Origin of the sequence: Nitrosomonas sp. Is37, assembly GCF_033063275.1 — a bacterium.
GTDB lineage: Bacteria > Pseudomonadota > Gammaproteobacteria > Burkholderiales > Nitrosomonadaceae > Nitrosomonas.
The window spans coordinates 1-13,631 of record NZ_JAWJYP010000038.1 but is presented as its reverse complement, the minus strand read 5'-3'; the positions used below and the strand labels follow the sequence as shown (position 1 = coordinate 13,631).

The following is a 13,631-nucleotide window of genomic DNA, read 5'->3' as shown; positions in this document are numbered from 1 at the left end:
ATATTGCGCACCTGCCCGGTCAGGTTGGATGCCATGAAATTGACATTGTCAGTCAAGTCTTTCCAAGTGCCGCCTACTCCCGGCACATGGGCCTGGCCGCCCAGCTTGCCTTCGGTACCCACTTCACGTGCTACTCGCGTTACTTCTGAGGCGAACGAATTCAACTGGTCCACCATCGTATTGATCGTGTCTTTCAGTTGCAGTATTTCACCGCGCACATCCACGGTAATTTTTTTCGACAAATCGCCCTTGGCTACCGCAGTCGTTACTTCCGCGATATTGCGCACCTGCGAGGTAAGATTGCCAGCCATCGAGTTCACACTGTCGGTCAGATCTTTCCAAGTGCCAGCGACTCCCGGCACATGGGCCTGGCCGCCCAGCTTGCCTTCGGTACCCACTTCACGCGCTACTCGCGTTACTTCTGAGGCGAACGAATTCAACTGGTCCACCATCGTGTTTGCGGTAGAGGCTGCGCGCAGGAACTGTCCCTTGAGCGGACGCCCGTCAACATCCAACGCTATCGTTTGCGACAGGTCGCCCTTGGCGACCGCGCGGATCACGCGCGCCATTTCCGTGGTCGGGCGAACCAGGTCGTCAATCAGCGTATTGACGGCTTTGATAGTGGCAGCCCAGCCACCTGTCACATTCGGGACCGAGGCGCGTTGCGTGAGCCGCCCTTCGCGCCCAACCACCCGGCTGACATTGGTGATGCCTTCCGCCATTTGCTGATTCATTTCGATGATATCGTTCAGCGTATCGGCGATCTTGCCGGGCAAGCCGGTCCAGTCGGACGGCATGCGAATAGAAAAATCGCCCTTTTTGAGAGCGGACAATACTTTTAGCAAGAGCCTTTCATCCAGTCCTTCAGTGGAATCTGCCATCATATCCATCAAGCGTGCCTTGTTTTTCATTTGGTTAGAGTGTGTGTCTCAAGCGAAACGGAGGGTGAAGCTTCACCCGCCAAACGATTCATGCGCTGGTTTTGTTTGTAATAGTTGCTGTGCCAGCGCATCGGCCGGCAGCGGCTGGCCAAAATAAAAGCCTTGAAATTCATCGCATCCGAGCGATCTCAGTATCGCCAGTTGTTCCTTGGTTTCCACGCCTTCAGCCACTACGCGCAATGCAAGGGCACGCGCCATATTGATGATGGCAGCCACGATGGCGGTATCGCTGGTGGTTTTCCCCAGGTCGCGGATGAAGGACTGGTCGATTTTCAGGATATCGATCGGCAGCGCTTTCAGCACCGAAAGCGATGAATAGCCGGTTCCGAAATCATCGATAGCGATTGAAATACCGCTTTCGCTAATTTCGCGCAACACAGATGTTGCCATTTCCAGGTCGCGGATCAAAAGCGATTCAGTGATTTCCAGTTGCAGCGACGGCGAGGGAATACCATATTTGTGAAGCGTCCTGCGGATTGCGCCGGGGAGTTCCCCATGGACCTGCGGAATCGCGATATTGATTGCGATCGGTAGCTTGCCCAGGCCCGGTTCATTATCGCGCCAGCGCCTGGCTTGTTCGCAAGCGGCATTGATGACCCATTCACCTATCGTTACCAGTTGCCCGCTGTCGGCGGCTGCGGGGATGAAATCGGCTCCGCTAATCAGTTCGAGGCGCGGATGATGCCAGCGCAGCAGCGCTTCGACGCCGGCGACCTGGCCAGAAAGAATATCCACCTTGGGCTGATAGTACAGCTCAAATTCCTTTCTTTCCAATGCGTGCTGCATTTCCTGTTCAAGCTGTATGCGCTCAAGCAGGCGCCTATTCAGCTCTTCATGGAAGAATTGCACGCTGCCGCGGCTTTGCTGCTTGGCATGGTACATCGCCAGATCGGCATTTTTCATCAAGGTCTGTACCGTATCCCCATCCTGCGGAAACAGGCTGATGCCGATGCTGACCGAGGTCTTCAGGCTATGTACGCCTATGGTGCATGGCGGCGTATTGGCTTGCACAATCTTCTTTGCCACCACCGCCGCGTCCTGATAAGATAGCAAGCTTTCCATCAGCACCACAAATTCATCGCCTCCCAGGCGCGCAACTATATCGGATCCGCGCACAGCGCCGCTAATCCGCTTTGCCACCTGTATCAGCAATTCATCGCCGACATCGTGGCCGAGCGTGTCATTGATGGTTTTGAAGTGGTCCATGTCAAGGAATAGCACCGCCAGGCCTTTCTTTTGCCGGCTGGCGCGCGCGATCGCCTCTTCCAGGTGTTCCACCAGCGAGCGGCGGTTCAGCAAGCCGGTAAGCGCATCCCGAGTCGCCAGGCCATGCGCACGTTCTTCCGCTTGCCGGCGCTCGATGATCTCGGTCTCCAGCGCGGCATTAATTTTCTTGAGATTCCGCATCTGCTGTACCTGCAGGTCGCGATTGAGCTCTTCCAGCTGCTCAGTCTGATATTGCAGCTGCAGGTTTTTCTTGGCTAGTTCGACGAACACCAACACCTTGTTTTGCAATATCTGGGGAATCACGGGTATAAAAAGGTAATCGACCGCACCTTTCTGATACCCCTTAAGGCGATTCATTTCGTCAGCGTAATGCGCCGTAACAAAAATAATGGGAACCGATGCCGAGCGTGGATGGGAGTGAATGATCTCCGCCGTTTCGAAACCATCCATTCCAGGCATGCTGACATCAAGCAAGATGACGGCGAACTGCTGATGCAGTACATGCCGCAAGGCTTCTTCACCGGATTGCGCAGTTACCATGTCAAAGCCATTTTCTTCCGCCGTGCGGGTTAAGAGGCTTTCCAATGCAAGCAAACTGGCTGGGTGGTCGTTAACGATGAGAACTTTTGGTTTGAGCACGTGATGGGTCTTTTTATATGATGCAAAGTAAATGCTAACTAGATTTACCAAGACGATTTGTCGTCAGCATGCCATTCCGACATCTTAAATAATTTTAGACCGAGGGTGGAGATCAATGTTCCCGGCTCAGAGGGAATATATCTGCCGATATAGGTGAAATAGGCTTGCTTTATTTAGATCAATACTAAATTTTTTGGTTCTGTTAATCTTAATTTAATCCCAAAATTTATATCCGGGCGTAAATTTCTTTTTCAAAAGCTGGAGCCGGATTGCTTCAGGAAAACAAGTTTTTCTTCAGTTGATGGACACCCCAGTATAAGCTGCTTTCCTCAGCCTCTGAGTGCATGAGTTGGGCGCACTTACTCAAAAGGGTATTCGATATCGACATTGAGCATTGTCCGCATAGTGGTGGAACCTTGAAATCATCGCTGCAATCCCTACCTTTGGATCTGTCTGATTCAAAACGCGCTACTTACAATCCATGTCATAACTAGGCTGAACGTTCCCTCTACACCTCTTTCGCCGGAAAGACGAAAATAGATCTAAATCCAGTAATTTTTGCTGCCAATTGGCACAAATTTTTTGAATTTTTAATCGCTTATCAAAGTGTTTGGCATTCCATTCCCATTTCATTACTATTATTCTTTAAGAGAGAGCGTTTATTTTTCCTATACCCCAATTGGCGACAGACAACAAAAAATTTTCATCTAATGATACTTAAGGTCAGCGTGCTCCGGTGTTCCCGTCCCTAATGAACTTCGACATCAAGACACTGCTGGTCGCGGTTGCGCTGGCCACGACGCTCTCCGCGGTGGCCCGCATTCTGTTATGGCGCACTCACCCCGGGATGCCCGGGCTCGGTCATTGGGCGGGAGCCAGCGTGCTGGGAACAGTGGCACTTCTGTTGATTGCCATGCGCAATATTGTTCCCGAATGGCTGGCATTGTCGTTGGCGCAATTGCTCATTGCGATAGGCTTCATCTTCACGTGGGACGGTTTTCGCCGGTTTGTGGGTCGTGCCCCGTTATCGCGGCCGATCCTGACAGTCCTTATCGTGTTTGCGATCGGTTTGATCGTGGCATCGAACGTGTTCCAGTCGTTGACCTTGCGCGCGTCGAGCAATGCCCTATGGATAGCGCTGCTTTCGGCCATGGTTGCACGGGAGCTGCTGTCAGCCGCGCGTCCAGGGGAAATCGCGATGCGCGTTTCGGGCTGGCTTTACGCGACCAGCGCAGTGCTGTTCCTTGTGCGCGGCATCGCAGTGGCGACGAGTGACACAATCGTCGATCCGTGGAATCCGGACGGACTGGCCGCATTGCCGCTGTTCTGGTGGCTGAGCTTCACTATGGGTGCGACGCTCGGCATGGTGCTCATGGCGAGTGAGCGGCTCCAGAAGGAACTGGACCACCAGGCGAGCCGCGACCCGCTCACCGGTGCGCTTAATCGCCGCGCCTTGTCAATGTTTGCAGAAAAGGAGCTGGCCCGTTCCCGACGCAATGGCCAACCATTGTCCGTGCTGATGATGGATCTGGACCACTTTAAAGCCATCAACGATCACCTCGGCCACCGGGGCGGCGATGAGATCCTGTGCCGCTTCGTGTCCGCTTCCCATCGGGTGTTACGGACCGAGGATGTGTTCTGTCGCTTTGGTGGCGAGGAGTTCCTGGCGCTCCTTCCGGGCATCGCTTCCGAGCAAGCTTTGGTGGTTGCGGAGCGCATCCGTAACGCCTACCGAAGCGAGATGGAGAACATCTCGGTGCTTTCTCTTCCGTTCGACGCCACGGTCAGCATTGGAATCAGCCAATTCCGTCCTGAGGAAGAAATTGACGACGTCATCCGCCGCGCTGACACTGCCCTCTACCAAGCGAAGGCGAATGGGCGCAACCGATGCGAATTGATGGAATTTTGTGGGGCGGAGCAGTAACTACATTTAGTTTTACACTGAACCCAAATATCGCTTATTTGGCCAATCGGATGAGAGCGAGCTGCGCTCAGACCAGCTGCAAGCAACGAGCGGACGGCGCATGCGTGATTGTAACACCTGATCCTAGTCCGCATTCCAGGTTTCTTGCTCTACTTCCTGGCTAAGAAAACCGCTGGCCGTCGTTTCAATCTTCCACTCAACACGGTTTTCTGATATTTTTTGGCCAAGGCCTATTTATTAATATCTCCGCGCATTTCTCTATAAGGCCTGCCGCCGGTCGGTGCAATCTTTAAAGTTGGTTTTGTCATGCCACATCTGCATCAAGGTGCGGATAGCCCGTTCAGCTTTCCCGTTGGTTTGGGGTCGATTGACTCGAGTGAATTTCTGGCCGATGCCGTGCGCTTTGCAGGCTTTAACAAAAGCATGACTGTCAGTGCCTTTATATTCCTTGCCATTATCAGAATAAGCGTAATCGATCTGGTAAGGGTATTGGGCGATGACGGTTTTGGTGAGGAACCAGGCTGCGCTATTCTGGGTTTTATCGGGCAAGATGGCTGCATAGAGTTCTCGGGAGAAGTCGTCAATCGCGACAAACAGGTATTCCCTGGGTTGGGTAGGTGATTGGCCTTTGAGCAAAGACAGGCGTTTAGTATCGAAATGCATGAGTTCGCCGGGATAAGACTTGTTATAACGCTTTGCCTCACGTTTCAAGCGCTCCTGGATGGACTGCTCGACTTTGGCTAAGCGTTTGAGGCCGTATTGGATTGTTTTAAAACGTTGATTGGTACTGTCGCGAGGAAAAAACTCCTTGAGCCTTGCCCGCTTGAGAACGGCGTAAATCGTGGGTCTTGAGACGCGAAAGCGTTCGGCAAGTTGAGACACTTTCCAGCAGCGAGTCTGGTAAAGCTGCCACAGCTCCTGACGGTCAAGTGGCGTAAGTCTTATATGTTTGTGCATGTTCATTTACAGTATTCTCCAGAATACTGTAAACAACGCTAGAAATTCTTACAGATAATTTATTAAAGTATTAGAGTTTAATAGATAAAAAGGGGGTTATTTTTTCCATACACACGCACAAGACGTTTCCTTCAAAGCTTAAGGTTCCCCGTTCTTGACACTTCATAGTGCGAACTCTGTATTCCAGCAGAGTTTAAAGATTCGTATGCTACTCAAAAGGAGATCAAGATGAAAAAGTTTCAGACAATTGCAGTAATTGTAGGTTTAGTGTTCTCGCTTACAGTAAGCGCGCAAGATAAGCAGACTCTCGAGGTGATGAAAAAAATCGAGCCGCTTCCGCAAGATCTGGAAATTCAGTTGGCGCTAAGCGCGCTTCCACCACACCTCAGAGACAATGCAACGGTATATATTTTAAACCCTGATAAGGGCTTTGAAGTTGCTCGTATGGGTACTAATGGATTCCACGCCTTTGTTGCTCGAACCGGCGATGATACCTTCAGAGGGTTCTGGCCCTTTACTAAATACAGAGATGATATTCTCTATCCGATTTCCTTTGACCAAGCGGGCGCCAAGGCACAGATGCGGGTCTTCTTTGATGCAGCAAAGATGCAGGCCAACGGCATACCTCCCAGCGAACTAAAGAAAATCATCCAAGACCGTCACAAAACAGGATACTACAAAGCGCCGGAACGAGCCGGTATCTCATACATGCTGTCTCCAGTGCTGAGAACGTACTTCAAGCCGGAAGAGAGCAACAGGGTCATCACCATTAACTTTCCACACGTCATGTACTACGCTCCTGATGTTTCCAATGAAGACATAGGCGGTGGGGAACTCGCTGGCATGTATCCTTTTGCTATATTACCCGGCCCCCACGGATACATTATTCAGCCTCTCGGCCTGACGGAAAGAGCAGCTATTAACAAAGAATACGAAGACATGCTTGCAAGACTCTGTAAAATCAAAGAAGTCTGGTGTTTGCCGTTTGCCAAAAGAGAAAGGTCAATATTGATGCAAAAGGAGACTCCCCTATGAAGATGCGCTGATGGATATGCTATACCGATGAAGAAAGCAAGGAGGAATATATATGCAAAAAATTACTCCCTATTTATGGTTTGACAAAGAGGCTAAGGAAGCTGCCGAGTTTTACAATTCTCTGTTTCCGAGCTCGAAAATTAGCAATATTACGACACTCCATGACATGCCGTCAGAAGATTGTGACGTTGTTTCTTTTGAGCTTTCCGGTCAGACCACTTTTTGCCAAGCTTTCAGTCAATGATTTTGAGCAGGTAAAGATTGCTGCCATATATCTGAACTTTGTATGAGACGCATCACCTCTGCCCCTGATAGAATTCGCGCTTAGTAGCGCTTTATTACCCAGCGTGCTCTATGCATTGTGCGCTGTTTAGGTTTAGCCACTCACGATCTGACAAATCTTGCCATCACGTCATTATTGCCTGTGCAATCGTTTGAAATTTTCTTCTTAAATCTGCTACAGTGTTATCAATAAATTTCTATGCAACGCCATCATTAACTTCGGTAGCAACTACTGTCGTAGCATGATTATGATGAAATGTTGTAGTCGGCCCTGCAAAATTCATCCAGCTGCTGATGCTATTTTGGCATGCGAGGTATTCGCATCAATGCGTAGCTGTTCGCTCTTTATAGAGTTGACCAGCTGAAGCAATAAAAGGCGCAAAAAAACTGCCTTCAGTCCAAGGCGAACCATCGCTCGCAACAACCAGCGCAGATTGTAACCTGCTGCACACAGCACCGCATGGAGTGCATCGCCGAGTTCTCCTGTAACCCGCAGCGATCCATTCGGTTATCCAATTTTAGATGTCCGATCGCCGGTTCTACAGCTTGGCGCCGCTTAAGTCATCGTCGCTGCTGCTTCGTCAGCGACTTGTACTTGCTATGATGGATGATTTCCATGTTCGGATTGTCAGCGTCCGCTTCCCGGAGCCCGAGATCCACTACTACCTGCTTTGGTGTGACGCTTGAATTTGCCAGGAGGATTCTCATCTGCTCCAACTGTTCGCGGAGAATGTGACCATCATAGGGATTGCCGGGGAAGGTGCTCGCACCGACCATCAAACCATTCTTGTGAGTAATAGTGATGCTGGCTTTGACGCCAAACTCATAGGGCTTACGCGCTTTTCCTTTACCGATACACTCGCCCGGCGTAATCACTCAAATTCTTGAGCATCTGGGCTTATCCTCCCGAGCGCCGCCTAGAGCACCTGCGCAGATTTTTGACTCTATCAGATCTATCTGATTCCAAGCTCGTCTTTCTCAGTTATCTTCTTTTCCTCTGGGTGTCTTTTGCCTGAAAAACAAAAAACGACCTAAATCCAGCAATTTTTGCTGCCAATTTAGCACAAATTTTTTTGAATTTTTGATTGCTATTGCTTGTCAGAATGTATGACACACCATCCCTTTTCTGTACTTTTATTTCATATGAAAAAGAGTATTTATTTTTCCTATACCCCGAATCGAGTGACAGGGAGATCGAAATGAACGAAGCCCAAGTCGTAGTGAAGCGTATCCAGCAGGCCCTCGAGAATGAGCCGCGTATCAACCCGCATCGCTATCCGGTGAAGGTGCACATGGTGCAAGGCGCGGTGGTGATGGAGGGTGAGGTCGCGGACATTGCCGCCAAGAAGCTCGCCCTCGAAGCGGCGGGTGCGATCGAAGGTACGCGCGGAGTTGTCGACCAGCTGCGCGTCGTGCCCTCCGAGCGGCGCGGCGATGGCGCAATCAGCGACTCGCTTGCCAACTTCCTGCTCAACTCGAACGAGCTGCGTAACTGCACGATTCGTGTCGTGAGCAACGGCAAGCTCGAGACGTTACGTGAGGCGCCGCCCGACGACGGCGGATCGATCGACTTTGAAATCAAGGACGGGATCATCGCGCTCAACGGTATGGTGATCAGCCTTTCGCACAAGCGCATCGCCGGAGTGCTCGCCTGGTGGACGCCTGGCTGCCGCGACGTTGTCAACTCACTCGATGTCGTGCCTCAGGAGGAGGACACCGACTACGAAGTCATCGACGCCGTACGCTTGGTGCTCGAGATGGACTCGTTCGTGCAGCCCGAGCAGATCGACGTCAAGTGCAGCAACTACGTCGTGACGCTTCAGGGCTACGTGCGTACCGCCGACGAACGCCAGCGCGCCGAGCTCGATACCTGGTACGTGTTCGGCGTCGCCCGTGTGATCAATAATCTCGAACTGCTCGGCTAGGTTTCAGCGCGTCACGGCCAGCTTGCACCTATCGGATAGCATTGGGCCTCCGCGTAGAGCAAAAAGTATTAACGCTGAGAACCGCGCCAGCACAAAGCACGTTACCTCAGTCTGTTAATGGATGCTGTGTCAATGCACATGGCTTGAGCCTGCATTCTGGCGTTCGTTGCGCTATGACCAACGTCGTAAACTGGAATATTTATGTCGGTATATCCTCCCCCCGCGATTGCAGATGAACGCCTGGCAGCATTGGTTCTCCGCCAAGGCTCAATTTTATTCGCTATCACGGTGTCCTCGTGCCAAATGCGAGGTTGCACAACGAGATTATTCCTGACAATAAGAAGAACAAAAGGTAAGGCATCCAATACAAATAACGATGTGCCGCTTTTCTCAGTCTCTGTGTGCATGAGTTGGGCATGCCTACTCAAATGGGTGTTCGGTATTGATATTGAGCATTGTCCGCATTTGTGGCGAAACCCTGAAAATTATCATCGCCTAGGGCACCAGCGCAAATCTTTGATCCTTTCGAATCTGTCTGATTCCGAGCCCGCTACTTTCAGCCCAGTTATGAAGTGGGCTGAGCGTTTTCTCTGCGCCTCTTCCCTCGGAAAGGCAAAAATGATCTAAATCCAGCGATTTTTGCTGCCAAATGAACACAAATTCTTTGAATTTTTGATTACTTATCAGAGTGTTTGACACTCCATCCCCTTTCCTGTACTTTCATTTCTTATGAAAAAGAGTGTTTGTTTTTCCTATCCCCCAAGGCATTCATGAGTTCAGAAAAAATCGCACTTACACAGACTGTGCAAAAAGGGGGCTGTGCCGCTAAGGTTGCGGCTCCGGAACTCCGTCGAATTTTGCAACAAGTAAGATTTCCGGCAGCACATCCCGCTTTGCTAGTGGATGGAGGGCTTTTTGATGATGCTGCGATTTATAAAATCAATGAAGAAATCGCCCTGGTTCAAACTTTGGATTTTTTCACTCCTATAGTAGACACCCCGAAACTTTTTGGTGAAATTGCGGCGGTAAATGCCCTCAGTGATGTTTATGCGATGGGTGGTAAACCAACAACAGCCATGGGAATTTTGGCATTTCCTTTGGCAACCATGTCTGAAAATATCATTATTGATGTTTTGCAAGGAGCCAGTGATAAGATCGCAGAGGCTGGGGCTAATTTCGTTGGTGGACATTCTATTGATGATGATACTTTGAAATTTGGCCTGTCGGTCACTGGATTTGTAAATCCAAGTCAGGTGTGGACCAATGCAGGAGCTAAAATAGGAGATCATTTGATTCTCACAAAAGCTCTGGGGACAGGGACAATGACGGCTTCTTTAAAAAGACAGCAGTCTCAAGAAGAAGATATCATGGAAGCTTTGCATAGTATGGCTACTGTCAATAACGTCATTGATTGCATGACTCCAGATTTGCAAGCAGCGGTTCACGCTGCGACAGATATCACAGGTTTTGGTTTTTCCGGTCATTCCATGCAACTTGCTAATGCCAGCCAGGTGACTTTAAGAATTCAGACAGAAAAACTTCCACGGTTTACTAAGACTTTTTTCTGTCTGGAAAACTCTTTTTTGACGAAAGCCCACCGGACAAATGCGGAATACACTACATCTAACATCGATGTTTCAAATCTGGATAATCTTCACAGGCTTTTAATTCATGATCCACAGACAAGCGGAGGCTTGTTGTTGAGTGTTTCCCCTGAAGTAAGTTATGCCATGATTCAGGCCTTGCGCACCAAATTTAAATCTGCTGAGATTGTTGGAGAGGTTTTGCCTCGTCAAGATAAAGCGGTGGTCTTTGAGTAATCAAAATATCAGAATTGATGAATTAAAAGAATTATTGGTAACGGAAACCCCGTTGATCGATGTGCGCGCGCCGGTGGAGTTTCTGCAAGGTTCTCTTCCCGGAGCTATCAACATTCCCATACTTAATAATGAAGAGCGTGCACTTGTTGGGACTACTTATAAGAATCAAGGTCAGGAGGCTGCAGTCCGTTTGGGCTATCAGATTATTTCAGGTCCTGTGAAACAAAGTCGTCTGGATCAGTGGTTGAAGTTTGTGCGAGGGAATCCCCGGACTGTGCTTTATTGTTTTCGGGGAGGTAAGAGGTCGCAGATCACGCAACAATGGTTAAAAGAAGCAGGTATTGAAAGACCTCTGATTGTTGGTGGCTATAAAATGGTGCGTCAATTTTTAATGGACGCTATTGATCAATTTAGTGAAGACAAGAAACTATTGGTTATTACCGGGCCTACGGGTAGCGGAAAAACCAAGCTGATTCATGCAGTGAGGGATATTTATCCTGCTCTCGATTTAGAAACCATCGCCCAGCATCGTGGGTCCGCTTTTGGGGGACTTCCAATCCCTCAGCCGACGCAAATTGATTTTGAAAATCGATTGGCGGTGAGTTTGCTTAAATTAGAAAACCGGATTCAATCTGATGGACCATTGATGGTTGAGGATGAAAGTCGATTTATAGGAAAGGTTTACTTGCCAGCAAGTTTCTTTACACGCATAAGGTCCTCCGAAGTCATTTGGCTTGATGAACCTTTTGAAGCGAGAGTGGAAAATATTTTTGAGGATTACGTCCTCAACACTGCGATCGGTCATGCGCAACAAAGACGGCAAGGGCAAAAATGGCAACCGCAAAGGTTAATGGAACTTCAAGGGCAAACAGCTCAACAACAATTCGTTGAGATTGAGGGAGCACAGGAAGTTTTGCACAATCAAGCTTTTCAACTTTTCGAGAAATATAAAAATTCATTGTATATGATCAGCAAAAAATTGGGAGGGAAGAGGTTTCAGGAGGTGTTGGACGATTTGGAGAATGCACAGTTAGATTTTTTGAACATGAACGAGATTCGATCGAACAAAGTATGGATCGAAAAGCTTGTAAAATATTACTATGATCCGCTTTATCTAAGTTCTCTTGAGCGCCGCCAAGTGATTCCCTGTTTTAAAGGTTCAAAAAAAGACGTTATTGATTATCTTCAATATCATAAACAAGGGTGCTAAATTCTAATAGGGCGGCGAAAAAGACTTATCTGCTTCGCTATAGGAGCATGCTTTCGCTGATTTGCTAAACATTATTTTTTGATCGGATTCACTTTTTATATTTAGTATTTATCAAATGTTTCTCTTCTTGCGTTATAGGTTTGAAAATTCAATAAATGATCGCTCCGGCTCTGCGCAAGTCGGATTCATTGAATCGGGAGAGATCACATGAAACGACGCACTTTCTTGCAAGCTGCTCTCGCGACTCCATTCATTGCCGGGCTGCCGATCGTACGTGACGTGATCGCTGCCGCGCAGGGTGAGGGTTGGCGCACTTACGAGGTGGTCACGAAGCTGGAAATTGTCAATCCTTCTGGTGTTTCACGCGCCTGGGTTCCGCTGCCGTACACGGCGAAGACCGACTGGCACACGCCGCTCGGCAACACATGGAGCGGCAACGGGCAGGTGAAGGTTGTTACCGAGTCAAAATACGGTGCGGAGATGCTCTGCGTGGAATGGGAGGAGGGCGAGAAAGCCCCCGTGCTCGAGGTGAGCAGCCGTTTCGCAACGCGCGACCGCGCCGTGGATTTCTCCAGGCCCAACCCGAATGCGCCCAGCTTGTCGCAAGCCGAAATGAGCCTCTACACTGGACCGACGGAACTCATTCCGACCGACAGCATCGTGCGTGAGACCGCGCTAGACATCACCCGGCATGCCAGGACGGACATTGAAAGGGCGCACGCGATCTACGAGTGGGTCGTGGACAACACTTTTCGCGATCCCAAGGTTAAGGGTTGCGGCTGGGGTGATATCAAGACGATGCTGGAAACGCGCTATTTCGGTGGCAAATGCGGCGATCTCAACGCATTGTTCGTCGGCCTGGCGCGATCGGTCGGCGTGGCGGCGCGCGATATCTACGGAGTGCGCGTTGCGCCTTCGCAGCTAGGTTACAAGAGCCTCGGACTCGGTAGTACCAACGCGAGCAAGGGGCAGCACTGCCGCGCGGAATTTTTCGCTCAGGGCATAGGCTGGGTGCCGGTCGATCCCGCAGACGTGCGCAAGGTGGTACTGGAGGAGTCGCCCGGCAACCTGCATATCAACGATCCGAAAGTCGTGGCGTTGCGCAGGAGACTGTTCGGCGCCTGGGAAATGAATTGGCTCGCCTACAACACTGCCCACGACGTTGTCCTGCCGAACTCCCGGACCAAGATCGCGTACTTCATGTATCCAAACGGGGAGACCGGCGGGAAAGCGTTGGATCAGCTTGATCCTGACACCTTCAAATACACGATCACAGCCCAGCAAATCAAGACTTGAGCGTGAGCTAAAATGGCTGCGCTTTAGACCATGCCCGTTGCCGGTGCGCTGGCAACTCCAGAATAGGGAACAGACCACGGTTATCGGCTATGTGAGAAACAGATTGCTGGGTTCTGGTCTCGATCGGCGGAGAGCAGCAAATGCACATATGGCTGGTCATGAGCACATAGGCGTGCACCTTGCAACCAGTCTTGCTGGCATGCTCAATCCAGTCAATTCAGATAAAAGCAGTAATCCTCTTTGGCAAAGAAACAGGCTTGGTGATTGTTGCTGCATTAGATAGTCGTCCCTGAAAAATCCTTTTTCTCAACTACTAAGTTGTAGGTTAGGCATATTGCCAATCAATAGCCGATTAATATTGATTCCCAAACGAGC

General features: G+C 49.9%; 12 protein-coding genes and 1 pseudogene. 8 read left to right on the top strand and 5 right to left on the bottom strand.

The annotated features are described in order from the left end of the window. Both R2Q26_RS13875 and R2Q26_RS13870 read right to left on the bottom strand, forming a co-directional pair. Positions 1-911, bottom strand: a 911-nt coding sequence (locus R2Q26_RS13875) for a HAMP domain-containing protein (protein ID WP_317536832.1), incomplete at its 3' end; no start/stop codon positions are given. A 42-nt stretch (positions 912-953) separates the two neighbouring features. Continuing rightward, a complete protein-coding gene (locus R2Q26_RS13870; protein ID WP_317536831.1) occupies positions 954-2,807 on the bottom strand; it encodes a putative bifunctional diguanylate cyclase/phosphodiesterase in 1,854 nt (617 codons plus the stop codon). A 751-nt stretch (positions 2,808-3,558) separates the two neighbouring features. Here R2Q26_RS13870 and R2Q26_RS13865 point away from each other — a divergent pair. Next, positions 3,559-4,731: a GGDEF domain-containing protein gene (locus R2Q26_RS13865; RefSeq protein WP_317536830.1), complete on the top strand. Its 1,173-nt coding sequence runs from the start codon at positions 3,559-3,561 to the stop codon at positions 4,729-4,731. 258 nt (positions 4,732-4,989) lie between these two features. On the opposite strand, the gene R2Q26_RS13860 is transcribed toward R2Q26_RS13865, so the two are convergent. Then, positions 4,990-5,694: a DDE-type integrase/transposase/recombinase gene (locus R2Q26_RS13860; RefSeq protein WP_317536829.1), complete on the bottom strand. Its 705-nt coding sequence runs from the start codon at positions 5,692-5,694 to the stop codon at positions 4,990-4,992. Between the two features lie 222 nt (positions 5,695-5,916). On the opposite strand from R2Q26_RS13860, the gene R2Q26_RS13855 reads away from it, so the two are divergent. After that, positions 5,917-6,723 (top strand): hypothetical protein, encoded by an 807-nt coding sequence (locus tag R2Q26_RS13855; RefSeq protein ID WP_317536828.1) that lies wholly within the window; start codon positions 5,917-5,919, stop codon positions 6,721-6,723. 52 nt (positions 6,724-6,775) lie between these two features. Next, on the top strand, positions 6,776-6,967 hold the full coding sequence (locus R2Q26_RS13850; RefSeq protein ID WP_317536827.1) for a VOC family protein: 192 nt from the start codon (positions 6,776-6,778) through the stop codon (positions 6,965-6,967). Positions 6,968-7,285: 318 nt separating this feature from the next. Here the strand turns inward: R2Q26_RS13850 and R2Q26_RS13845 are convergent. After that, a pseudogene (locus tag R2Q26_RS13845) lies at positions 7,286-7,866 on the bottom strand (transposase); the annotation flags it as partial. 338 nt (positions 7,867-8,204) lie between these two features. Here R2Q26_RS13845 and R2Q26_RS13840 point away from each other — a divergent pair. Further along, positions 8,205-8,930, top strand: a complete 726-nt coding sequence (locus tag R2Q26_RS13840) for a BON domain-containing protein (RefSeq protein WP_317536826.1) — start codon at positions 8,205-8,207, stop codon at positions 8,928-8,930. 101 nt (positions 8,931-9,031) lie between these two features. Here the strand turns inward: R2Q26_RS13840 and R2Q26_RS13835 are convergent, their stop codons facing one another. Next, on the bottom strand, positions 9,032-9,337 hold the full coding sequence (locus tag R2Q26_RS13835; protein ID WP_317536825.1) for a hypothetical protein: 306 nt from the start codon (positions 9,335-9,337) through the stop codon (positions 9,032-9,034). Positions 9,338-9,700: 363 nt separating this feature from the next. Here R2Q26_RS13835 and selD point away from each other — a divergent pair, with 363 nt between their 5' ends. The 4 genes from selD to R2Q26_RS13815 all read left to right on the top strand — a co-directional run bounded on the left by selD (position 9,701) and on the right by R2Q26_RS13815 (position 13,539). Then, the gene (selD, locus tag R2Q26_RS13830) at positions 9,701-10,750 is read left to right on the top strand and encodes a selenide, water dikinase SelD (RefSeq protein WP_317536824.1); all 1,050 of its coding nucleotides are present in this window, start codon (positions 9,701-9,703) and stop codon (positions 10,748-10,750) included. Then, positions 10,743-11,960: a tRNA 2-selenouridine(34) synthase MnmH gene (mnmH, locus tag R2Q26_RS13825; protein WP_317536823.1), complete on the top strand. Its 1,218-nt coding sequence runs from the start codon at positions 10,743-10,745 to the stop codon at positions 11,958-11,960. The genes selD and mnmH overlap by 8 nt, the downstream gene beginning before the upstream one ends. A gap of 207 nt (positions 11,961-12,167) precedes the next feature. Next, positions 12,168-13,256: a transglutaminase domain-containing protein gene (locus R2Q26_RS13820; RefSeq protein WP_317536822.1), complete on the top strand. Its 1,089-nt coding sequence runs from the start codon at positions 12,168-12,170 to the stop codon at positions 13,254-13,256. Then, complete coding sequence (locus R2Q26_RS13815) at positions 13,204-13,539, top strand: hypothetical protein (protein WP_317536821.1); 336 nt, start codon at positions 13,204-13,206, stop codon at positions 13,537-13,539. The genes R2Q26_RS13820 and R2Q26_RS13815 overlap by 53 nt, the downstream gene beginning before the upstream one ends. Positions 13,540-13,631: the final 92 nt, after the last annotated feature.

Excerpts from the sequence above, each read along its gene's own strand:
- R2Q26_RS13865 (WP_317536830.1), top strand. The coding sequence starts at position 3,559 with ATGAACTTCGACATCAAGACACTGCTGGTCGCGGTTGCGCTGGCCACG.
- R2Q26_RS13860 (WP_317536829.1), bottom strand. The coding sequence starts at position 5,694 with ATGAACATGCACAAACATATAAGACTTACGCCACTTGACCGTCAGGAG.
- R2Q26_RS13855 (WP_317536828.1), top strand. The coding sequence starts at position 5,917 with ATGAAAAAGTTTCAGACAATTGCAGTAATTGTAGGTTTAGTGTTCTCG.
- R2Q26_RS13850 (WP_317536827.1), top strand. The coding sequence starts at position 6,776 with ATGCAAAAAATTACTCCCTATTTATGGTTTGACAAAGAGGCTAAGGAA.
- R2Q26_RS13840 (WP_317536826.1), top strand. The coding sequence starts at position 8,205 with ATGAACGAAGCCCAAGTCGTAGTGAAGCGTATCCAGCAGGCCCTCGAG.
- R2Q26_RS13835 (WP_317536825.1), bottom strand. The coding sequence starts at position 9,337 with ATGCACACAGAGACTGAGAAAAGCGGCACATCGTTATTTGTATTGGAT.
- selD (WP_317536824.1), top strand. The coding sequence starts at position 9,701 with ATGAGTTCAGAAAAAATCGCACTTACACAGACTGTGCAAAAAGGGGGC.
- R2Q26_RS13820 (WP_317536822.1), top strand. The coding sequence starts at position 12,168 with ATGAAACGACGCACTTTCTTGCAAGCTGCTCTCGCGACTCCATTCATT.